Source organism: Massilia sp. YIM B02769 (genome assembly GCF_030411995.1).
Classification (GTDB): Bacteria; Pseudomonadota; Gammaproteobacteria; order Burkholderiales; family Burkholderiaceae_D; genus Telluria.
Map to the genome: position 1 here is coordinate 149,969 of NZ_JASNRC010000008.1, position 21,849 is coordinate 171,817.

The 21,849-nt window shown below is 65.8% G+C and carries 21 protein-coding genes; 9 read left to right on the forward strand and 12 right to left on the reverse strand.

All coding sequences use genetic code 11. The features are described from left to right. Positions 1-83: 83 nt before the first annotated feature. The 8 genes from QPK31_RS14500 (at position 84) to QPK31_RS14535 (ending at position 9,393) form a co-directional block, all read left to right on the forward strand. Positions 84-1,181, forward strand: a complete 1,098-nt coding sequence (locus tag QPK31_RS14500; RefSeq protein WP_290423637.1) for a head GIN domain-containing protein — start codon at positions 84-86, stop codon at positions 1,179-1,181. Positions 1,182-1,474: 293 nt separating this feature from the next. Continuing rightward, positions 1,475-2,365 (forward strand): BadF/BadG/BcrA/BcrD ATPase family protein, encoded by an 891-nt coding sequence (locus QPK31_RS14505; RefSeq protein WP_290423638.1) that lies wholly within the window; start codon positions 1,475-1,477, stop codon positions 2,363-2,365. Continuing rightward, a complete protein-coding gene (nagA, locus tag QPK31_RS14510; protein WP_290423639.1) occupies positions 2,362-3,447 on the forward strand; it encodes an N-acetylglucosamine-6-phosphate deacetylase in 1,086 nt (361 codons plus the stop codon). Before QPK31_RS14505 ends, nagA begins: the two co-directional genes overlap by 4 nt. After that, on the forward strand, positions 3,444-4,472 hold the full coding sequence (locus tag QPK31_RS14515; protein WP_290423640.1) for an SIS domain-containing protein: 1,029 nt from the start codon (positions 3,444-3,446) through the stop codon (positions 4,470-4,472). The genes nagA and QPK31_RS14515 overlap by 4 nt, the downstream gene beginning before the upstream one ends. 43 nt (positions 4,473-4,515) lie before the next feature. Continuing rightward, positions 4,516-6,042, forward strand: coding sequence for a glycoside hydrolase family 3 protein (locus QPK31_RS14520; protein ID WP_290423641.1), 1,527 nt, complete (start codon positions 4,516-4,518; stop codon positions 6,040-6,042). Positions 6,043-6,234: 192 nt separating this feature from the next. After that, positions 6,235-7,551, forward strand: a complete 1,317-nt coding sequence (locus tag QPK31_RS14525) for a hypothetical protein (RefSeq protein WP_290423642.1) — start codon at positions 6,235-6,237, stop codon at positions 7,549-7,551. A gap of 133 nt (positions 7,552-7,684) precedes the next feature. Beyond that, positions 7,685-8,755 (forward strand): flavodoxin family protein, encoded by a 1,071-nt coding sequence (locus QPK31_RS14530; protein WP_290423643.1) that lies wholly within the window; start codon positions 7,685-7,687, stop codon positions 8,753-8,755. Positions 8,756-8,865: 110 nt separating this feature from the next. After that, positions 8,866-9,393 (forward strand): GNAT family N-acetyltransferase, encoded by a 528-nt coding sequence (locus QPK31_RS14535; RefSeq protein ID WP_290423644.1) that lies wholly within the window; start codon positions 8,866-8,868, stop codon positions 9,391-9,393. Positions 9,394-9,452: 59 nt separating this feature from the next. On the opposite strand, the gene QPK31_RS14540 is transcribed toward QPK31_RS14535, so the two are convergent. From QPK31_RS14540 to rpsP, 10 genes are all read right to left on the reverse strand, one after another. After that, the gene (locus QPK31_RS14540) at positions 9,453-10,241 is read right to left on the reverse strand and encodes an SDR family oxidoreductase (RefSeq protein ID WP_290423645.1); all 789 of its coding nucleotides are present in this window, start codon (positions 10,239-10,241) and stop codon (positions 9,453-9,455) included. A 106-nt stretch (positions 10,242-10,347) separates the two neighbouring features. Further along, positions 10,348-13,089 carry a pitrilysin family protein gene (locus tag QPK31_RS14545; protein WP_290423646.1) on the reverse strand — a complete coding sequence of 914 codons (2,742 nt, stop codon included), beginning with the start codon at positions 13,087-13,089 and terminating at the stop codon, positions 10,348-10,350. 171 nt (positions 13,090-13,260) lie between these two features. Then, the gene (locus QPK31_RS14550; protein WP_290423647.1) at positions 13,261-13,710 is read right to left on the reverse strand and encodes a CBS domain-containing protein; all 450 of its coding nucleotides are present in this window, start codon (positions 13,708-13,710) and stop codon (positions 13,261-13,263) included. Positions 13,711-13,789: 79 nt separating this feature from the next. Next, positions 13,790-14,140, reverse strand: coding sequence for a DUF3579 domain-containing protein (locus QPK31_RS14555; protein WP_290423648.1), 351 nt, complete (start codon positions 14,138-14,140; stop codon positions 13,790-13,792). A gap of 189 nt (positions 14,141-14,329) precedes the next feature. Then, positions 14,330-15,289 carry a CobD/CbiB family protein gene (locus QPK31_RS14560; protein WP_290423649.1) on the reverse strand — a complete coding sequence of 320 codons (960 nt, stop codon included), beginning with the start codon at positions 15,287-15,289 and terminating at the stop codon, positions 14,330-14,332. A gap of 114 nt (positions 15,290-15,403) precedes the next feature. Continuing rightward, positions 15,404-16,075, reverse strand: a complete 672-nt coding sequence (locus tag QPK31_RS14565) for a CoA pyrophosphatase (protein ID WP_290423650.1) — start codon at positions 16,073-16,075, stop codon at positions 15,404-15,406. An 81-nt stretch (positions 16,076-16,156) separates the two neighbouring features. Continuing rightward, positions 16,157-16,543, reverse strand: coding sequence for a 50S ribosomal protein L19 (gene rplS, locus QPK31_RS14570; protein ID WP_290423651.1), 387 nt, complete (start codon positions 16,541-16,543; stop codon positions 16,157-16,159). A 119-nt stretch (positions 16,544-16,662) separates the two neighbouring features. Continuing rightward, positions 16,663-17,421 (reverse strand): tRNA (guanosine(37)-N1)-methyltransferase TrmD, encoded by a 759-nt coding sequence (trmD, locus tag QPK31_RS14575; protein ID WP_290423652.1) that lies wholly within the window; start codon positions 17,419-17,421, stop codon positions 16,663-16,665. A 26-nt stretch (positions 17,422-17,447) separates the two neighbouring features. After that, positions 17,448-18,014, reverse strand: a complete 567-nt coding sequence (gene rimM / locus QPK31_RS14580) for a ribosome maturation factor RimM (protein ID WP_290423653.1) — start codon at positions 18,012-18,014, stop codon at positions 17,448-17,450. A 16-nt stretch (positions 18,015-18,030) separates the two neighbouring features. Then, on the reverse strand, positions 18,031-18,279 hold the full coding sequence (rpsP, locus tag QPK31_RS14585) for a 30S ribosomal protein S16 (RefSeq protein ID WP_182991427.1): 249 nt from the start codon (positions 18,277-18,279) through the stop codon (positions 18,031-18,033). Between the two features lie 420 nt (positions 18,280-18,699). Between rpsP and QPK31_RS14590 the strand changes: the two genes are divergently transcribed. Then, the gene (locus QPK31_RS14590; protein ID WP_290423654.1) at positions 18,700-19,113 is read left to right on the forward strand and encodes an NINE protein; all 414 of its coding nucleotides are present in this window, start codon (positions 18,700-18,702) and stop codon (positions 19,111-19,113) included. 21 nt (positions 19,114-19,134) lie between these two features. Here QPK31_RS14590 and QPK31_RS14595 read toward each other — a convergent pair whose 3' ends face one another. After that, on the reverse strand, positions 19,135-19,779 hold the full coding sequence (locus tag QPK31_RS14595; protein ID WP_290423655.1) for a hypothetical protein: 645 nt from the start codon (positions 19,777-19,779) through the stop codon (positions 19,135-19,137). Between the two features lie 176 nt (positions 19,780-19,955). After that, the gene (locus QPK31_RS14600) at positions 19,956-21,746 is read right to left on the reverse strand and encodes an acyl-CoA dehydrogenase (RefSeq protein ID WP_290423656.1); all 1,791 of its coding nucleotides are present in this window, start codon (positions 21,744-21,746) and stop codon (positions 19,956-19,958) included. Positions 21,747-21,849: the final 103 nt, after the last annotated feature.

The following is a 21,849-nucleotide window of genomic DNA, read 5'->3' on the forward strand; positions in this document are numbered from 1 at the left end:
TCGTTCGTCGGCTGCAGCGGGTATGTTCGTTCAAATTGCCCTATCGTGGAGGCAGTATTCGTCACAAAAACAACAAGGAAGCCATGAATAGCCAACGCAAGCACACCGTTTTTGCCGCCGCCGCCCTGTGCGCCGGCTTCACCCTCTTGCCACCCGCCGGCGCCCAGGACAAGCACGGCGCGTCCACCACCGAGCGGCGCACCGTTTCCGCCTTCGATGCCATCGAACTGGCCGGCCCGTTTCGCGTGATCGTCAGCGACGGCCCGCCCAGCCTGGAACTGTCGGGCGATCCGGCGCGCCTGGCCGACATCGAGACCACGGTGCGCAACGGCAGATTGGTCGTGCGGCAAAAGTCGCGCTGGAATATCCAGTTCAGTTTCGGCAAGAAGGAAGAAGGCGTCACCGTGCGCATCGGCGCCGCCGACCTGCGCAGCCTGGAAACCAGCGGCAGCGGCGATGTCGAACTCGAACGCATCGCCGGCCCACGCTTCAACCTGCGCTCGAGCGGGCCGGGCGACGTACGTGCGCGCGGCGAGGTGCGCGATTTCGTGGTCGACAGCAACGGCAGCGGCGACCTCGACTTGCGCCGGGTGCGCGCGGACACGCTCGAACTCACCATGTCCGGCCCCGGCGACGTGCAGGTGGCACACATTGGCAAGGCATTGTCGGCCCAGGTGAGCGGCCCGGGCGACCTCGAGGCCGATGCGCTGCGCCTGGAGCGGGCGGTGGCGCGCCTCACCGGGCCGGGCGATGTGCGCCTGAGCGGCAGCACGCGCGAGCTGCGCGTCGATGTCCGGGGTCCGGGCGACTTCGAAGGCTGCAAGCTCGATGCGGAGCGCGTCAGCACGGTCCAGAGCGGGCCGGGCGATGTGTGCGTGGCGGGTACGATCCGCCAGTTCGAGGGCGAGGTGCATGGTTCGGGCGACCTGGAAGCACGCGGCTTGCAGGCGGGCCGCGCCGTGCTGCGCATGGATGGGCCGGGCAATGCCACCCTGAGCGGCAGCGCCGACGAGCTGCGGGCGGCGTTGCGCGGGTCGGGCAGCCTGGAGGGGCGCAGGTTGAATGTGCGCCGCAGTGACATCGAGGTGCGCGGGCCGGGGAGTGCGAAGGTGAGCGAGGTGCGTGATGGGCGTAGCGAGCTGGTGGTGGTGGAGCGGAATGGGCGGCGGAATGGGGGGTGATGTGGCGTGGACGGGGAACCCGTCCGCCCTACAAGCTAAAGTTCTAACTACGTCGCGTATGTGCTTTTGAACGGCTAACTATGCTCATCGTTCCGCGTGGGCACGGGGTGCCCACCCTACCTGCTCATCGTTCCGCGTGGGCACGGGGTGCCCACCCTACGGGGCGCAGGCCGTTTCAAACAATACCAATTTTCATACCAGTTCCGCAGGGAATTACATACCACTTAAATACCTGTTGACAAGCCGAACCCGCCTCCCTATAGTGCCCTGACCTTCTCCGGCACTCTATTCTCATGATCGCATACCTCATCGGCGTCGATGGCGGCGGCACCGGCACCCGCGTTCGTCTGGCCTCGCTGGACGGCACCGAGCTGGCCCAGGCCACGGGCGGTCCGTCCGCCCTTTCGCAAGGCATTGACAAGGCCTGGACCACCATTCTTGCCGCCGTCGGCGAAGCCTGCGCGGCGGCCGACATCGGCGACCCGCCCCTGGCGAAGATGGGCATCGGCCTTGGCCTGGCCGGCGTGCACAACAAGGAATGGGCGGCGCAATTTACCGCTGCGAATCCCGGCTTTGCCGCCCTCGTGCTCGATACCGACGGCTTCAGTACCCTGATGGGCGCCCACGGCGGTAAGCCCGGCGCCATCGTCGCGATCGGCACCGGCAGCGTCGGCGAAGCGATGCTGGAAGACGGCGCCAAGGTCGAGGTCGGCGGCTGGGGCTTCCCGGCCGGCGACGAAGCCAGCGGCGCCTGGATGGGCCTGCGCGCGCTGAACCACATCGAGCAGGTGCTCGATGGCCGCGTCGAGGGCGCCGCCTTTGCGCGCGACGTCATCGAACACTGCGGCGGCACCCGCGATGCCGTGCAGATCTGGCTCGGCCGCGCCAACCAGACCGCCTATGCCAGCCTGGCCCGCTTCGTCGTCGCGCACGGCGAGACCGACCCGGTAGCGCGCGCCATCCTCGAACACGCCGGACGCGAAGTGGCCGGCATCGCCCGCGCCCTCGACAAGAGCGGCACGCTGCCGCTGTCGCTGTGCGGCGGCCTCGGCGAGGTGCTGCTGGCCTGGCTGCCCGAGGACACGCGCGCCCGCGTGACGCCGCCCGAAGGCGACTCGGCCAAGGGCGCGCTGCGCATGATCGATCTGTACGTGAAAGGCCACGGCCAGGGAGCACCCCAATGAAGGGCAATATCCTCACGCCGAACGGCTGGGTCCACGGCGAGCTGCATGCCGGCGCCACCATCGACGCCATCGACGGCGTCCCGGCCGATCCGCAGGACAACGGCGACGACTACATCCTGCCCGGCTTCATCGACGTCCACGTCCATGGCGGCGCCGGGCGCGACATGATGGAAGGCGGCGACGCCCCGCACGTGATCGCCGCCCTGCACGCGAAACACGGCACCACGAGTTTGCTGGCCACCACCATGACCGCCCCGCCGGAAGACATCGAACGGGCGCTGGTCGCCATCGGCGCCGCCTGCAAGGAACGCGGCAAGGGCGAGGCGCGCATCCTCGGCGTGCACCTGGAAGGCCCGTACATCAATTCGAGCAAGCTCGGCGCCCAGCCGCCGTTTGCGAAAGAAGCCTCGCTGGCCGAAGTCGAGGCCTATGGCCGCCAGGCGCCGATGCGCCTGATCACGGTGGCGCCGGAAATCCATGGCCACCTGGAACTGGTGCGGCTACTGGCCGACGCCGGCATCCGGGTCCAGATCGGCCACACCAGCGGTTCCTACGAGGATGGCGTGGCCGCCCTGGAGCACGGCGCGGCCGGCTTCACCCACCTGTTCAACGCCATGCCCGGCCTGCACCACCGCGAACCCGGCATGGTCGGGGCCGCCCTGGCACATGCGCAATATGCCGAGATCATCCCCGACTTGCTGCACGTGCATCCGGGCGCAATCAAGGTGGCGCTGCGCTCGATCCCGCATCTGTTCTGCGTGACCGATTCCACGGCCGCGGCCGGCATGCCCGATGGCGAATACATGCTGGGGCGCCAGGTCGTCCATAAATGCATGGGCGGCGTGCGCCTGGCCGACGGCACCCTGGCCGGCTCCACGCTGACCATGGATGGCGCCCTGCGCAACCTGGTGCAGATCGGCCTGCCGCTGGCCGAAGCCTCGCGCCGCGTCTCGACGAATGCCGCCGACTACCTGGGCGAAACGCGCCGTGGCCGCCTGGCGCCCGGCTGCCACGCCGACATCGTCGTGCTGGACCGCGACCTGCACATCAAAGCCGTTTATATCGAAGGAGAACAAGTATGACCACGACCTCGTTGATGCTGCAGGAAGCCCTGTCGGCCGGGGATTGCGTTGCCCTGCAGCTGAGCCAGGACGTGGAGCGCTATGCCGAACTCGGGCGCACCCTGCGTTCGACCAATTTCCATAGCGCCGTCACGGTGGCGCGCGGCAGTTCCGATCACGCCTCGAGCTATGTCGCCTACCTGATCATGTCGCGCCTGGGCCGCCTGGTGACCTCGCTGCCGATGTCCCTGATTACCCTGTACAAGTCGCCGCTGGTGACGCGCGACACGCTGGCGATCGCCATCTCGCAATCGGGCCAGAGCCCGGACGTGGTCGAGCCGATCCGCTACTTCCGCGACGGCGGCGCCACCACCGTGGCCCTGGTCAACGATGCCGCATCGCCGCTGGCGCAGAGCGCCGACTGGACCATGCCCCTGCACGCCGGCAAGGAACAAAGCGTGGCCGCCACCAAGAGCTTCATCACCAGCCTGGTTGCCGGTGCGCGCCTGGTGGCCGAGTGGCAGGACGATGCCGAGCTGAAGGCCGGCCTGGCCGCCCTTCCCGACGATTTGCGCAAGGCAGGCCAGCTGGACTGGTCGGCCGCCATCGAGGTCTTGGCGCCGGCGCGCAACATCATGGTGGTCGGACGCGGCATCAGCTTCCCGATCGCCCTGGAAGCGGCCCTGAAATTCAAGGAAACCTCGGCCTTGCAGGCCGAAGCCTTCTCCGGCGCCGAGATCAAGCACGGCCCGATGGCGCTGATCGAGGAAGGCTATCCGCTGCTGATCTTCGCCACCCGCGGCCCTGCCCAGGCCGGCCTGCTGGCCCTGGCAAGCGAAATGCGCGGCCGCGGCGCACGGGTATTGCTGGCGGCGCCGGAAGACGTGGCCGAACGCGACCTGACCCTGCCGGTGGCGGCCACCCCGGACCTCGACCCGATCGTCGCGATCCAGGCCTTTTATGTGATGGCGGCCCAGCTGTCGAAGGCACGCGGCCTCGACCCGGACCGGCCGCGCCACCTGAGCAAAGTCACCAAGACCAACTAAGCCAACCAAGCCAACCAAGCCAACCAAGCCAACCAAGCAGACCATGAACGAACTGAGCGAACTGCGGCGCATCGCCGGCCAATTGATCATGGTGCGCCTGTTCGGCACCGAGCTGGACGAGGACACCGCCGCCTTCCTGCGCGCGAACCGCATCCGCGGCGCCTGCCTGTTCCGCCAGAACATGGTCGATGCCACGCAATTGACGCGCTTCACTGGCGCCCTGCAGGACGTCATGGGTGAACAGGCCCTGATCGCCCTCGACCAGGAAGGCGGCGCCGTGGTGCGCTCGACCTGGGTGCCGGCGCCGCCGTCGGCGATGGCCCTCGGCGCCGCCAACGATCCGGAACTGGCGTTCGAGGTCGGCGCGGCGGTGGCGCGCGCGGTGCGCGGGCTCGGCTTCAACTGGAACTTCGCGCCGGTGCTGGACCTGAACAACAACCCGCACAATCCGGTCATCGCCGAGCGTTCCTTCGGCGCCGACCCGGTCACCGCCACGCGCATCGCCCTGGCCTGGATGGCGGGCAGCGAATCCGAGGGCGTGGCCTGCTGCGTCAAGCACTTCCCCGGCCATGGCGACACCCATGTCGACTCGCACCGGGCCCTGCCCACCGTCGACAAGTCGGTGGCCGAGCTGGAACGCTTCGAGTTCGCGCCGTTCAGGATGGCGGCGCAAGGCGAAAAGGGAAAAACAACGGCGGCGCCGGCCATGATGACCGCCCACATCGTCTACCCGGCGCTCGACCCCGAATACCCGGCCACGATGTCGCACACCATCCTCACCGGCATCCTGCGCGAGCAATGGCACTACCAGGGCGTGGTGATCACCGACGGCATGGACATGCACGCGATTGCCCACCGCTACGGCGCCGGCCAGGCCGCCGTGCGCGCCCTGGTGGCGGGCGCCGACATGGTGATGGCGATCGGCGCGCGCGCAACCCAGGAAGAAACGGTGGCCGCGATTGCCGCGGCGATTGCATCGGGCGAATTGCCGATGGCACAGGTCGAACAGAAGCTGGCGCGCCTGGCGGCCCTGGCGGCCGCGCATCCGGCCGGTACGGCGAACCCGGGCGGCGCGGCGCTGCAGGATACCGACGCCGCCGACCGCGCCCTGATGGCACGCGCCTGGGCGCGCGGCCTGAGCGCGCGCGGTCACGTGCGCCGTCCGGCGCCGGGCAGCAAGGTGCGCCTGGTGGCGCGCCAGGACGTGGTCAGCGACGGCGTGTCGGAAGCCGGCGTGCCGGCGGCCAGCATCGCCGCCTCGCTCGGGCAATTGTTCGAGGTCGAGCTGGTGACCTTCGGCGACGCCGAAGCCTTCGACTGGAGCACGCTGCCCGACGACGGTCGCTTCACCATCCTGGCCTCGACCTCGCGCCGCCGCTACGGCCCGCGCGCGCGCGACGGCTGGCGCCCCGACCTGCACCTGGCGCTGTGGAACCCCTACCAGGCGCTCGACTTCGCGGCCCCGGCCCTGATGACCTATGGCTTCGCGCCGCCGGCGCTGGACGCCGTCAACGCCTGGCTGGCGGGCCGCATCGAGGCCGGCGGGCATTGCCCGGTACCCGGTTTCTGACACGCGCAGGTATCCGTCTTGCACCGACGGTAACGCAATGTAACGTCCGCACCAGGGCGCAGCGCCCTGCGGCACAATTGCGCCGCAGGGTCCCCGGCCGTTTTATGGGACAATGCGCGTTTGCTCAAGCTTGGCAAAATCGCCATCTTGCCGCGGATTTTTGTACCGCTCATCTTTTTAGAAGGATCATTCATGTCCCATTTCCGCCTCGCTCGCCTCTGCCTGCTGCTGGCTGCCGTCGGCCTGAACACCGCGCCTGCCCTGATGACGAGCGCCCACGCCCAGAAAGCCGATGCGCCCGCAGCGGCCCAGGCCAACACGGTGCGCCCGGAACTGTTCAAACTGATCGATTCGGCCCAGGTCCAGCAGCTCGTCGCTGCCAAGAACTTCCCTGAACTGCAAAACCGCATCACCCAGGCGGAAGCCATCCCGAACAAGACGCCGTACGAAACCTATGTCCTGAACCGTACCAAGCTGGTCTACGGTTCGGCCAGCGGCAACGACGCGGCCGTGATCGCCGCCGTCGAGGCCGTGAACGCGTCCGGCTTCGAGCCGAAGGAAACCCAGGCCAAGCTGACGCTGGCCGTGGCCGACCTGCAATACAAGGCCAAGAACTACGGCGCCACCGTCGAGCAGCTCAAGCGCTACGAGGCGCTGGGCGGCGACATGAGCACCGCCCGTCCGCTGCTGCTGCGCGCCATGTACCTGAACAAGGACTACGCCGGCGCCCAGGCCCTGCTGCTGCAGAGCGTTGCCGAATCCGAAAAGGCCGGCAAGACCCCGACCCAGGAAGACCTGAAGCTGCTGCGCAGCGCGGCCTTCGAGTCGAAGGACACGGCCGCCTACAACACCTCGGTCGAGAAGATGGTCATGTACTATCCGAGCGACGAGTACTGGAACGAGCTGATCCGTGTTGGCGTCATCAAGAAACCAGGCTTCAACCAGGACAACTACATGACCGTGCTGCGCCTCGAGTTCGCCGCCACCAAGGTCATGCGCGAGGAAGACTACATCGACTACGCCGAGACCGCGCTGCGCGAAGGTTTCCCGACCGAAGCGAAAGTCGTGATGGACGCGGGCTACGCCGCCGGCGTGCTGGGCAAGGGCGGCAATGCCAAGGCCCACAACACCCTGCGCGACCGCGCCAACAAGCAGGCCGCCGACGATGCCAAGAACATCGCCTCGACCGAAGCCTCGGCCGCCAAGGCCAAGACCGGCGCCGGCCTGGTCAACCTGGGCTGGGCCTACAGCACCATGGGCCAGCACGACAAGGCCATCGGCTTCATCCAGCAAGGCATCGCCAAGGGCGGCCTGAAGGCTCCTGACGAAGCCAAGCTGCGCCTGGGCATTGCCCAGTACAAGGCCGGCCGCAAGGACGAAGCGACCCAGACCCTGGCAGGCGTGAAAGCCTCCGGCGGCTTCGGCGACGCAGCGCGCCTGTGGGAACTGTTGATCAAGCAGCCTGCCGGCGCCGGCGCCACGGCCGCTGCGGCCCCAGCCGGCCAGTAAGCAATCCGGTCGGTACCGCAAAAGCGGGCGAGCGCTGCGGCGCCGCCCGCTTTTTTCTTGGGCTGATCGTGCGGCAACGAACATCCCCCCTGCCGTGCCCCCTTGATAATGGACTCAACATCAAGGAGGCGGCATGACAACGGTGCGCAAGGGCCAGGCACCCGCAAGGCTGGAGCGGGACGAGTTTCATCGCAAGTTCATCGGGCAGTTCTTCGATCCGGCGTTCGACGCCGTGGCGGGCGAACTGGCCAAGGTAGAAGAGATCGCCTGGCAGGCTTACCAGGACAAGCGCAAGGCGCCGCGCACGGTGAAAGCCGGCCCCGGTTTCGCCGATCCCGACTATGACCTGTCGATCGAATGGAAGGCCGCCCACGACAGCCTGCTGGCCGCCGAAGCGAAGCAGAAGGATGCGCGCACGCCCAGCCGGGTGCTGGTCATCAACGCCTCGGCCCGCAACGACGGCACCTGCCCCAGCGAAATCTCGAAGACTTGGCGCATGAGCAACATGGCGAAGGAAACCCTGGCCGCCCAGGGCATCGAGGCCGACCTGCTCGACCTGAGTCGCCTGACTTCCGACTACGACCGCCACATCCACCCCTGCAAGGCCTGCGTCTCGACCGCGATGCCGCTGTGCCACTGGCCCTGCAGCTGCTACCCGAACCATTCGGAGCGCCAGACCGGCGACTGGATGAACGAGATCTATGAGCGCTGGGTGGCCGCGCACGGCATCATCATCATGACCCCGGTCTACTGGTACCAGACGCCCTCGACCCTGAAGCTGATGATCGACCGCCTGGTCTGCGCCGACGGCGGCAACCCCGACCCGAGTTCCACCCAGGGCAAGGACCCGGAGATCGCCAAGCGCATCGAACTCGACGGCTGGGATTATCCGAAGCACCTGGCCGGGCGCGCCTTCGGCCTGGTGGTCCACGGCGACGTCGCCGGCATCGAGGGCACGCGCCGCTCGCTGTCGGACTGGCTCAACTGGATGGGGCTGGTGGATTCGGGCAGCTTTGGCCAGCTCGACCGTTTTATCGGCTACTACGAATCGTATGCGGAAAGCCACGATGTACTGGACAAGGACACCGCCTTCCAGGAAGAAGTGCGCAATGTCGCGCGCGCCGTGGCGCTGGCGGTGCAGGACATTCGCGCCGGCCGCGTGATTCCGCCCGATGCCCGCCTGCGCGACCCGCGCCCGAAATAAGGAAGCCGATCCGGCGAAATCGCCGACGCTTGCCGGATCGTCATCATATTCAACAGATGCGCTGGGGACATGGTAGTATTGTTGCAATACAAAAACTACTATTTCCTGTCATGCATACATCTAACCGCAGGCCCATTATCCGTCCGCTGTATCCGGACGAATGGGCGGTCTACCGCGAGCTGCGCCTGCGCTCGCTGGCCGATGCGCCGGATGCCTTCTACAGCACCTACGAATCCGAAAGCGCACGCACGGCCGAAGACTGGGCGGCGCGCCTGGCGACGGCGGCCGTGTCCGGCAAGGATTGCCCGCTCGTGGCCGAGCTCGACGGCAAGCCCGCCGGCCTGGTCTGGGCGAAAATGGATGGCGTCAATCCGGAACTGATGCACGTGTTCCAGATGTGGGTGGCGCCGGAATGCCGCGGCAGCAGCGTGGGCCGCGGCCTGCTCGAGACGGCGCTGGACTGGGCGCGCGAGCGCGAGGTACGCTTCGTCGAGCTCGACGTCACGCTGGGAAACTCCTCGGCCCTGCGCCTGTATGAGCGCGCCGGGTTCAGGCCGGTGAATGCGCCGGTGCCGATGCGCGCCGGCTCGGCGTTGATGCTGCAGCAGATGCGGCTGGTGCTGGAAAGCGCCTCATAGGCAGAGGCGCCGCGGGTGGGCGGCGGGTGTCGTGGTGGGTACGAGTACCCACCCTACGATCAAATCGCCGTGAAGCCGCCGTCGGCGGTCAGCTGGTGGCCGGTGACGAAGGAGGATTGATCCGAGCACAGCCACAGGATGGCGCTGGCGATTTCCTGCGGCTCGGCGAAGCGGTTCATCGGGTGCGCGGCGCGCAGTTTCTTTTCCAGCGCAGCTTCGCCCTCGAGTACGCGCGCCAGCATCGGCGTGCGCACCGCGCCCGGGCACAGGGCATTCACACGGATGCCATCCTTGGCATACTCGGCCGCCGCGCTGCGGGTCAGGCCTGCCACCGCGTGCTTGCTGGCCGCATACGCCGCTTGCGAGGGCGCGCCGACCAGGCCGAAGCTCGACGACAGGTTGACGATGGCGCCGCCGCCCTGCTTCGCCATTTGGCGCAGCTGGTATTTCATCGACAGCCACACGCCCTTGACGTTGACGCCCATCAGGCGGTCGAAATCGTCTTCGGCGATCTCGTCCAGGCGCGCATTCGCGCCCTGCTGGCCGGCGCAATTCACCGCGCAGTCGAGGCGCCCGTAATGGTAGATGGTCTTGTCGAGCAGGATCTCGACATCCTGCGCGCGCGTCACGTTGGCCTGCACGAACAGCGCCTTGCCGCCGTTCTCCACGATCATCGCCGCCGTCGCGTGGCCGCCGTCGACCGAGACGTCGGCGATCACCACCGACGCGCCGGCACGGCCAAAGGCGAGCGCCGCGGCCCGCCCGATCCCGCTCGCGCCGCCGGTGACCAGCACCACCTTGCCGGCGAACGCGTTGGCGGCCGGGATCGCCTTGTTATTGCCCTTCATGTACATCGACTCCTGGTCACACTAAAATGATGCTTAGAGGCAACATCATAAGCGAAAGGCGAACATTCATCAATGCATGTGGCATGTGGAGCAACAACATCCGGTATCACGGCGCCGGTTTTGCCTTCTGCTGGTCGCCCGCCAGCACCACCGACAGCTTCGCCGGGTCGACCGCCTTGCGGAACGCGGCGTTCAACTGGGGCAGCGTGACCGCCGCCAGCTTGTCCTCGAACTGCTTCGACCATGCGTAGGTGCGGTCGCGGAACAGGTAGGAGGTCCAGCCGGCGGCCAGGGCGCCGTCGTCGGCGCGGGTCTGGATGCGCTGCTGCATCAGGCCGGATTGCGCGCCCGCCAGTTCGGCCGCGCTGAAACCATCTTTCAGCACGCGCGCCAGCTCCTCGCGCACGGCGGCGTCGAGTTTCACCAGGTTCTGCGGCGCGGCGATGGCGCTGATCGAGAAGCTGCCGGCACGGTCGAGGTCGCCCGCATCGAGCTGGGAACCGCCGCCGTAGGACAGGCCGTCCTTCTGGCGGATGCGGTCCATCAGGCGCGAGCGCAGGCCGCCTTCGCCGAAGATGTAATTGGCCAGCATCAGGGCCGGGTAGTCCGGGTCGTCGATGTTCAGGTCCAGGTTCAGGCGCGCCAGGTACACGCCGTTTTCCTTGTCCGGCGTATCCAGGGTGGTCTTCAGCGGCGCGACGTCGGCATGGCGGCGCAGCACCGGCGCCACGTTTTCGCTGGCGCGCCAGTTGCCGAAGAGTTCGTCAATCAGCGGCACCACGGCGCCGGCGTCGAAGTCGCCGACGATCGCCAGCTCGGCCGGCACGCTGCCGTAGTAGCGGCGGTGGAAGTCCGCCAGGTCCTCGATGCGCGCCGCCTTCAGCTCGGCCATGTCTTCGTCGAAGGTGTTCGCGTGGCGCACGTCGCCCTTCGGATACAGGTCGAAATGCGCGGACAGGGCGCGGCTGGCCACGGCCTGCGGCTCGCCGCGGCTCGCTTCCAGCCCGACCAGGGCCTGGCGCTGCAATTGTTCGTATTCCGCTTTCGGGAAGGCCGGCTCTTTTAATACATGGGCCACCAGGCGCAGCGCTTCGTGCAGGTGCTCGCGCGTGGTCTGGAAGTGGCTCAGGCTGCCGGAGATCTTCAGGCGGTCGAACTCGTCGGACAACTGCTCGCGCGTGAAGCGCGTGGTGCCGCGCATCAGCATGGCGCCGGTCAGCTCGGGAACCGCGCCGGTGCCGAACAAATTCTTTTCGTCGCCGATATGCTGGCGCAGGTCGACGGTGACGGTTTCGCCGCGGTTCTTTTTCGGCAGCAGGGCCAGCTTGACGCCGCCGGCGGTGGTCAGCTTTGTACGCTGCATGATGTTGGCCTGGGTCGGATCGAAGTTCTCCGCCACCAGCGTCGAAGTGCGCGGCTTGAACTGCGCGAGGATGCTTTCCACGCTCGGCGCCGGCGGGATGGTGGCGCGCTGCGGCGCATCCTCGGGCAGGAAGGTGCCGGTCACGCGGTTGTCGCGCCGGAAGTAGCGCCCGGCCACATCCGCCACTTCTTGCGCGCTGATGGTCTTGATGCGCTCGCGTCCGGTGAAGAACAGGCGCCAGTCGCCCAGCGCGATGGTTTCCGACAAGGCCACGCCCACCTGCTGCGGGTCGTTCAGGCTGCGTTCCATCTGGTTTTCGTAGACGCGGCGCACGCGCGCCATTTCCTCTTCGGTAGGCGGGGCGGCGGCGAAGCCTTCGACCGCCTCGGTCAGCGCGGCGCGCACCGGTTCGATCGGCTCGCCCTTCTTGACCACGGCGCCGATCATCTGCAGGCCGGGCGCGTAGCCGGTCTGGCCGAAGCTGAACACCTGGCTCGCCTTGCCGGTCTCGACCAGCTGCTTGTGCAGGCGGCCGGTCGGCACGTCGCCCAGGATGGTGGAGGCAAAGGCCATCACGTCGCTGTCGTCGTGCAGGGCCGAGGGCACCTTGTAGCCCAGCACCACCAGCTGGACATCGCCCTGGCGCCGCACGGCAAAGCTGCGCTCGCCGTCCTGCTGGGGCTCGACAGTCCAGAACGCCGGCAGTGTGCGCTTCGGTTTCGGCATCGCGCCGAACAGGCGGCCGATCTTGGCCAGGGTCGCATCCGGATCGAAGCGGCCCGCCACCAGCAGCACGGCATTATCCGGCTGGTAATAGGTGCGGTAGAAGGCTTGCAGGTTGCCGATGCGCACGTTCTCGATGTCGCTGCGGTTGCCGATGGTCGAGCGGCCATAGCTGTGCCAGTCGTAGGCGACGCTCTGCAGGCGCTTGATCAGCACGCCGGCCGGCGAGTTCTCGCCGCTCTCGTACTCGTTGCGCACCACGGTCATTTCCGAATCCAGGTCCTTCTGCGCGATGAAGGAACCGGTCATGCGGTCGGCTTCCATCTGCAGCGCCCAGTCCAGGTTCTCGTTCGAGGCCTGGAACACTTCGTAGTAATTGGTGCGGTCGAGCGAGGTGGTGCCGTTGAATTCCATGCCGCGGTCGGCGAACTGGCGCGTGATGTCCTTGTTCTTGCGCGCACCCTTGAACATCAGGTGTTCGAGCAGGTGGGCCATGCCGGTCTCGCCGTAGTTTTCGTGGCGCGAACCGACCAGGTAAGTGACGTTCACGGTGACGGTGGGACGCGAGGCGTCCGGGAACAGCAGGACCTTCAGGCCATTTGGCAGGCGGTATTCGGTAATGCCTTCGACCGAGGGGCCGAGCGTGATGCCCTTGGGCAGCGGCTTGGCAGGGGCAGCGTAGGCCGCGCCGGCGGCGAGGAAGGCAAAGGCGCCGGCGATCAGGTGCGCGGGCAAGCTGCGCTGGTAACTCGTCAAATTCATGTGGTCCCGTCAAATGGGTGCGTCCGTCGCGAACGCGCATGCGCCGCACCCGGCGGCGCGCCTGCGACGATGGTAACAGATGGCAGGATGAATAGATGCCTGCACGCACTATTGCAGTGCGCGCAGACAGCATTGGAACGCGGCGCCCGGCGCGCCCTGCCCGTGGATGGATCAGTGCCGCGCCCGCTTCTCGTGGGCCTGGCCGCTGGCGCTGATGCGCGACAGGTCGCCCATTTCCTCGGCCAGGAACGCGAGCAGGTCGTCGGCGCTGACGATGCCGCTCAGGCCGCCCGCGCCGTTCACCACCGGCACCCGGCGGATACCGCGCAGGCGCATATGCTCGATGGTTTCGTAGACGTCGTCGACCTCGCGGCAGGTGAGCAGGTCGTCGCTCATGATGTCGTCGACCTGCAGCCCGGCCGGATCGAGGCCGAGGGCAATCACGGAGACGACGATGTCGCGGTCGGTGACGATGCCGACCGGCACCGCCTCGCCGTCGACGCCGTCGATAACGATCAGGTCGCCGACGTGGTGCTTGCGCATCAACATGGCCGCGCCTTGTACGGTTTCGTCGCGCGTGCAGGTGACGGTCTGGATGGTGCAGATTTCGCCGATGTTCATGACTGTGCCCTCCTTCTGCGGTCCACGCTAATGCAGGAGAGTGGGCGCGGTTTGATCTCGGTCAAACCGCCAGCGGAACTTATTTGGACTTTGGATCGCCTGGGAGCTCGACGAAGCAGGCGTCGACCACCTGCAAATCGTTGTCCTTGGCGAAATTGATGACGAAGTGGTAAGCCAGCGGCTCGATTTTCTGGAGCTTGTTGTCGACCACAACGGCCTTGACGCCGTTCACCACGGTCGGGTGGACGTAGGGGGAAAACTGGAGGTGGGCGTGGCGGCCGCCGCTGCCTTCGGGACGGAAGCAGGACATCACGCCGCACAGGCGCTCCGCCCAGTCGCTGGGGCGGAACTGCTTGCCTTTGTTCGTAAGTCCCAGGATGAAGAATTCGCCGTTGGCGCCTTCGCTCCCGGTATGCGGTAACTCTGCCATAGTGCTGCTTGCTGATACAAGAATACTGCGTGGAGGAGACAACGGCAGTATTATATCTTATAGAAGACCTGCGGACGAGTCTTGTCTGGACAACTTTAGCCTCCTCGCCCGCAAAGCACGGGAAATACAGCCCATCAGACAGGATCTGCGCACAAGTCGCGCCCTTCCCCGTCCTTCACTACGCTTCCCTTATCCCAGCCAGACCACGCTGGACAGCAGGAGCAAGAGGATCATCCATAGTATCAGAGCGCGCCAGACCAGGCCTACCGTGCTTTGCAGTGCGCGCAGGTTCGGCTCCTCGCCCGGCAGGACGTCGCTCTCGGCATCGCCCAGGTCGACCATGGCGGCATCGGCCGGCAGCAGCTGCGGGGCATTCTCGTAAGGGGTGCCCAGGCGCACGCCCATGGCGCCGCCGCCGGCGGCCAGGATGATGCCGCGCGATTCGTCGGCCCAGCGATTCGCAAAATTGCGCCAGGCATAGATGGCATCCTCGAAGTTCCCGACCACGGCAAAGGCGATCGCCGTCAGACGCACCGGAATCCAGTCGATCCAGTAGAAGGCCTTGGCGGCGAACTGGCCGAAGGCTTCGTTGCGCATGTGCTCGGGTTCGTTCCAGGCACGCGCCAGGTATTCGGAGACACGGTACAGCACGGCGCAGGCCGGCCCGCCCGGCATCAGGAACCAGAAGAACACGCCGAATACGCTGCGGTGGGTGGTGATCAGCGATTTCTCGACGGCGATGCGGGCGATTTCCTGGGCATCCATGCCGACCGTGTCGATGCGCGCCCATTCGGCCAGCAGCACGCGCGCCGTGGCTTCGTCGCCCTGGTTCAGGGCCAGCTGGATCGACGTGAAGTAATGGCTGTAGTGACGGAAACCCAGGGTCAGGTAGACGATCGCCACGTTCCAGGCAAAGGCCAGGAAGGTCAGGTGAAAATATTCCAGCACCCAGTAGACGATGGCGACCGGCACGACCAGGACCAGCATCATCAGGATCCATCCCATGCGGCCATTCTTCGGCTCGCCGGCGTTGAACCAGCCTTCGATGCGCATCGCAAGCGTCTTGATGCCGCCGTAGACCTGGTTATCCGCGCGCAGGGGCTTCAGTTGCTCGATCAGCAGGGCGCACAGGATGGAAAAAAATGTCATGCAAATCCTTCTTTTGTTATGGCAATACCACGCTGCCCGCTACGATAGCGCAGACGCCCGCCATAATCAAATCCGGGGATGCCGCTTTCATACCGGCTTAAGCCGGCGGGCGCATCAGGCGCGCAGGAAATGAAAGAGATTGCGCAGCATGCCGGCCGTGGCGCCCCAGATGAAGAAACGTTCGTAGGGCATGGCATAGAAGCTGCGCCGCCCTGCCCCTTCCGGCAATTCGAAGGACATGCGCTGGTGGTGGGCGCCGTTCATCAGGAAGGCAAGCGGCACTTCGAAGATCTCGGCCACCTCGCCAGGATCGGCGGTCAGTTCGAACGGCGGCGTCACCAGCGCCACCACCGGGCGCACGCGGTAGGCGCTGGCGGTGATGTATTCCGGCAGCACGCCGACGATCTGCACGTGGCGGCGATGCAGGCCGATTTCTTCCTCGGATTCGCGCAGTGCCGTTTCGATGGGAGAGGAATCGAATTCCTCGGCGCGGCCGCCGGGAAAGCTGATCTGGCCGGCATGGCTGCTGAGGTGGTCGGTGCGCTGGGTCAGCAGCACCGTCAAGCCGTCGGGACGGTCGACCAAGGGCACCAGCACCGAGGCGCGGCGCAGCTTGAAGCCGGGCTGGAACGGCATTTCCTCGGCGGTTTCGGGGTCCCAGGCGCGCAGGGTTTCGGCAAAGCGCGCACGCAGGCGGGCGGCGGTCAGCAGTGCCGGATCGACGGGCGCTTCGCCGGCGATGGCGTCCACCGGCAGGCAGGTGGGATCGAGATGCAGCTTTACCAAAAGGATTTCCTCCAGCCAAAACGAGGGGCGGATAAAGAAAAAGGCATCCCGGAGGATGCCTTTTTCGTTCCACAGACGCGATTACTGAGCGGCGGTGGTGGTAGCGACGCGGCGCTGCGGCAGTTTCTCTTTGATACGTGCCGATTTGCCCGAACGCTCGCGCAGGTAGTACAGCTTCGCACGACGAACGTCGCCGCGGCGCTTGACTTCGATCGATGCGATCAGTGGGGAGTACAGCTGGAACGTACGTTCCACGCCTTCGCCCGACGAGATCTTGCGAACGATGAAGTTCGAGTTCAGGCCACGGTTACGACGCGAGATGACGACGCCTTCGTATGCCTGGGCGCGCTTGCGGTTGCCTTCGACGACGTTGACGTTGACGATCACGGTGTCGCCAGGTGCGAAATCAGGAATGGCACGGCCGAGGCGCGCGATTTCTTCCTGTTCGAGTTGCTGAATCAGATTCATTCTTATGACTCCAAAAACCATCTTGCTGGCGCTGTACTTGTTGCCCAGTAGAGGATGGGGTTGAACACACGGGCAACATGCCCGGGTGCTGCGCACCGGTATCGGTGCATTTTTCCAGCCTAGCCCTCTTGCGAAAGCGTGGCCAAAAATTTTTCGTCGGCGGGGGTCAAGCGCCCTGCCTTCCTGGCGGCGTCGAGCAATTCGGGCCGCTTTTTTCGTGTCGCTTCCAGCATGCGCTGGCGGCGCCACTTGGTGATCTCTGCATGGTTGCCGCCCATCAGTACCGGCGGCACGGCCACGTCTTCATACACTTCCGGACGCGTGTAATGCGGTGAATCGAGCAGGCCGTTGACGAAGCTGTCTTCGACCGCCGAGGCATCGTCGCCCAGCACGCCGGGCAAGAGCCGCACCACCGCATCCATCAAGGCCATCGCCGGCAACTCGCCGCCCGACAGCACGAAGTCGCCGAGAGAAATTTCCTCATCGACGACACGGTCCAGCAGACGCTGGTCCACGGCTTCGTAGCGGCCGCACAGGATGACGAGACCGGGCTCGTCCTTCAATGCCGTCACGCGCGCATGCGTCAGCGGTTTGCCTTGCGGCGACATGAACACCACGCGCGGCGGGGGCAGGCCACGTTCGACCTGGCGCGCCTTGGCCGCATTGATCGTTGCCTCGAGCGGCTTGGCCAGCATCACCATCCCGGGGCCGCCGCCATACGGTCGGTCATCCACGGTGCGGTGGCGATCGGTCGTGAAATCGCGCGGATTCCACAAGGTCAGGCCCCAGCGTTCCTGCTCGAAAGCGCGCCGGGTCACGCCCGACTGCGTCAATGCGGCAAACATCTCGGGAAACAAGCTCACGACGTCAAATTGCATCGGGACCTCGCTTCGAATTGGCGGGATCAGAAATCAAGACCCCAGTCCAGGGTAATCTGCTTTGCCTTGAGGTCGACGGTCTTCACGAACTGGTCCACGAAGGGCACCAGGCGTTCAGGCGTTTTTTCGGTGCTGGCCGGGTCTTGCACAGGCTCGATGCGCAAAATGGATTGCGCACCGTTGCTCATCATGTCGGTTACCTTGCCGAGGGCTTCGCCCTGCAGGTTGACCGCATCCATGCCGATCAGGTCGGACCAGTAATACTCGTCTTCCTCGAGTTCGGGAAATGCGCTACGCGACACATGGACGGCTGCGCCTTTCAGCGCCTCCGCCAGGTTGCGGTCGCTCATCCCGACCAGGGTGGCGACCACGTCGCCGCCATGCATCTTTGCGGTCCGCACGGTAACGGACTGCGGGGCCGACTTGTCAGCCGACTTGTCGAGCCACCAGGTTTTCACGCTCAGCAGCGCATCGGCGTCCGTCGAGAACGGCGTGACGCGGATGGCGCCGGCAATGCCATAGGCGCCGGAAACATACCCGACCTGGGTCAGGTCGTCGGGGGCTTGCGCCCCGCTTGCTGCTGAAGCGGTCAAACCAGGCTTGCCTTACTTAGGCAGCCGGGGTCTGCTGAGCGACCAGGCGAGCAACGGTTGGCGACAGTTGTGCGCCAACGCCTTGCCAGTAGGCCAGACGGTCCGCGGTGATCTTCAGGCCGACTTCGGCGCCCGAAGCCATCGGGTTGTAGAAGCCGATGCGCTCGATGAAACGACCGTCGCGACGGTTACGCGAGTCGGTTGCAACGATGTTGAAGAACGGGCGCTTTTTTGCGCCGCCACGAGCCAAACGGATAACGACCATAATAATTCCAAAAAGTTGTACTGGACGGAGAAAGCCGACGATTATAGCGCGCAATGCCGCACGGCGGCAAGCGTTAAGTACTTGACCATAAATCAATGTGAATTTTGGCACGCAGAACCGGATGCGGTGCAAGGCGGCGAGTGCGCCGCAGTGCGAGCACTGCAAGCGGGAGCCAACGCAGCAACGCGCCGGTTATATAAGCCAAAAACACATTTATTTATGGGCAAGTACTTTGAACAACAGGGCGCGCGGTCCCGGCCGAATTGCGCATTATGGCTGATTTTGCGCCGGGCCGCTACCCACCCCACTCTCTTGTTGTAGTGACATATACGACTCGATACATGGCATTTACATAAAATGTGATGCTTTTAAAACATTTTTGCACCATACTTGTGCCTTCGTTTAACAAATTCCGATGGCATGCCTTACAAGAACAAGACGCTGGCGACTGTTTTGGCGCTGGCCCTCGGCGGGCTGGGCGCGCACCGCTTTTACCTGCACGGCGGCGTCGACCGGCTCGGCTTGCTGCATGCCTGCAGCCTGCCGGTGGCCGGCCTGGTGTACAGCCAGACCGACGCTGGCGTCAATGTGTTCTATGCCCTGCTGCCGCTGCTGGTCTCGTACATCGTTGCCTTTATCGCGGCCTTGGCCATCGGACTGACCCCGGACGAGAAATGGGATGCGCGCTTCAATGCCGAAGCGGGCCGGCGCACGCAGTCGAACTGGATCCTCGCCGTCTTGCTGGTGGCGACGCTGATGGTCGGCGCGACGGTGCTGATCGCGACGATTTCACGCCTGTTCGACCTGATGTACACCGGCGGCGCCTACGGCTGAGCCGCACCACCCTCCACTCTCCTAGATGCCGCTCGGCCAGCGGTACTTCGGCAACGTTGCCGGCGGCGTGCCGCTGACGATCACGATTTCGCGGTGCGCCGTCAGCTCGATGGCGCCGGGGTCTCCGGTGTAGGGTGTCAACACTTCCTTGTCGATCACATAGAAGCGGATCGGCCCCGCCAGCCCGGCCGTGCCGCTCGCCAGCAGCGGCTGGCGCCACAGCGCGAACAATTGCCCCAGGGTGAACTTCTTCGGTACGTCCGTTTCGATATGGATGGTGCCGGTCACGTCGTGGGTATGCAGTTCGTAGGCGCAGCCGCTGCGGCCGATGTTGTCGGGCAGGCCCTGGCGCACGCCATCCTTGTAGATCGAGACCAGCGCGTGGATGTGGTAATCCTCGTTGACCAGGCAGCCGACGCCGGCGACCGGCTGGCCGGTGCCGGTCCAGGCGGGCCAGCCTTGCGGGCTGTTGATGGTGCCGGCCACCAGGTCGGTGTAGGTGGCGGCCAGGGACACCGGCGGCGGCAGCGGCGCGGGTGGCGGTGGCGGCTGGGTCGTGGTGGGTGGCGGGTCGTCGTGGCCGCCTCCGCCGCCACAGGCGGACAGCAGGGAGAAGAACAAGGCCAGTGCCAGGCACAGGCCGGATCGGACAGTCGCGAATCGCATATCGGCTCCCAGATGAGCCCGCTACATGGCGAGCGTGGTTGGTGGATGAGTCGATGGTACGGACGCGGCTGTAGTGCTTCGTTTAAGCCAGATCAAGCTCGGCGGGAGGGGTCCACCCTGCAAAGTCATAAAAAAAGCGGCCCGCAGGCCGCTTCTGGTCATACTGATACTAACGGTCAGAACTGCTCGACATCCAGCGCCAGCACGCCGGCGCTACCCTCGACAATCGCCGAACGCAGGCCCTGCGCACCCGACAGGATGTGGTCCGCAAAGAAGCGCGCCGTGGCGATCTTGGCACGCAGGAAAGCAGCATCGCCTTCGCCCGCCTCCAGCTTCTTCTGCGCAACCAGCGCCGCACGCGCCATCTGCCAGCCGCCCAGCACGATGCCGGCCAGCTTCAGGTAGAGCACGGAACCGGCGAACACGCCCTTGATGTTCGGTTTGACGTTGGCGACCACGAAGTCGACCACCTCTTCCAGTGCCGCCGCACCCAGGCCGAGCTGCTTGCGGATGGCCGCGAAATCCTCGCCCTGCACCTCGCCCAGCGCCGCCTCGACTTCGCGCACCTGGTCGATGATGGCCTTGGCCACGGCGCCACCGTCGCGCGCGGTCTTGCGGCCGACCAGGTCGTTGGCCTGGATCGCGGTCGTGCCCTCGTAGATGGTCAGGATCTTGGCGTCGCGGTAATGCTGGGCGGCGCCGGTTTCCTCGATGAAGCCCATGCCGCCGTGCACCTGCACGCCGTCGCGCGCCACGTTCTCGCTCATCTCGGTCGACCAGCCCTTGATGATCGGGACCAGGTATTCGTAGACGGCCAGGTTAGCGCGGCGCGTGGTCTCGTCGGCGTGGTAGTGGGCCACGTCCGAGATGCCGGCGCCCACGTACGCCAGCGCACGCGCGGCTTCGGTCTGGGCGCGCATCGACATCAGCATGCGGCGCACATCCGGGTGGTGGATGATGGCCACCGGGCCGGCGGAGCCAGCCAGGTCGCGCGACTGCACACGCTCCCTGGCAAAGGCCACGGCCTGCTGGTAGGCGCGCTCGGCCAGGCCGATGCCCTGCATGCCGACGCCGAAGCGGGCCGCGTTCATCATGATGAACATGTATTCCAGGCCGCGGTTTTCCTCGCCGACCAGGGTGCCGATGGCGCCGCCGTTGTCGCCGAACTGCAGCACGGCGGTCGGGCTGGCCTTGATGCCGAGCTTGTGCTCGATCGACACGCAGTGGGCGTCGTTGCGCTCGCCCAGGCTGCCGTCTTCGTTGATCATGAACTTGGGCACGATGAACAGCGAAATCCCCTTCACGCCCGGTGGCGCGTCCGGCGTGCGCGCCAGGACCAGATGGATGATGTTCTCGGCCATGTCGTGCTCACCGTAGGTGATGAAGATCTTGGTGCCGAAGATTTTATAGGTGCCGTCGCCCTGGGGCACGGCGCGGGTGCGCACGGCGGCCAGGTCCGAACCGGCCTGCGGCTCGGTCAGGTTCATGGTGCCGGTCCACTTGCCGGTGACCAGTGGCTCGAGGAAGCGCGCCTTCTGCTCTTCGGAGCCGGCGGTGAGCAATGCCTCGATGGCGCCGTCCGACAGCAGGGCCACCAGCGCGAACGAGATCGAGGCCGCATTCAGCATTTCGGTGCACGGCGTGGCGACGAGCTTCGGCAAGCCCTGGCCGCCGAATTCGGTCGGGTGCTGCACGCCCTGCCAGCCGGATTCGGCGAATGCCTGGAAAGCCACCTTGAAGCCGGCGGACGTGGTCACCTGGCCGTCGTGCCAGAAGCTCGGTTCCTTGTCGCTCGGGTGGTTCAGCGGGGCGATGACTTCGCCGCAGAATTTTGCGTTTTCTTCCAGCACCGCTTCCACGGTATCGATGGTCGCGTCTTCGCAGCCGGGCAGCTGGGAAACAACGTTCAGGCCGGCCAGTTCGTTCATGACGAACAGCATGTCTTTGATCGGGGCTTGGTAGCTCACCTTGGTCTCCTCGCATTGGATGTAATTCAGGCCACGGTAGCCGGGCAAATTGCCGGACCAGCGTGGCCTGTGTATGTTCTGGCATGGTGGGTACGAGTACCCA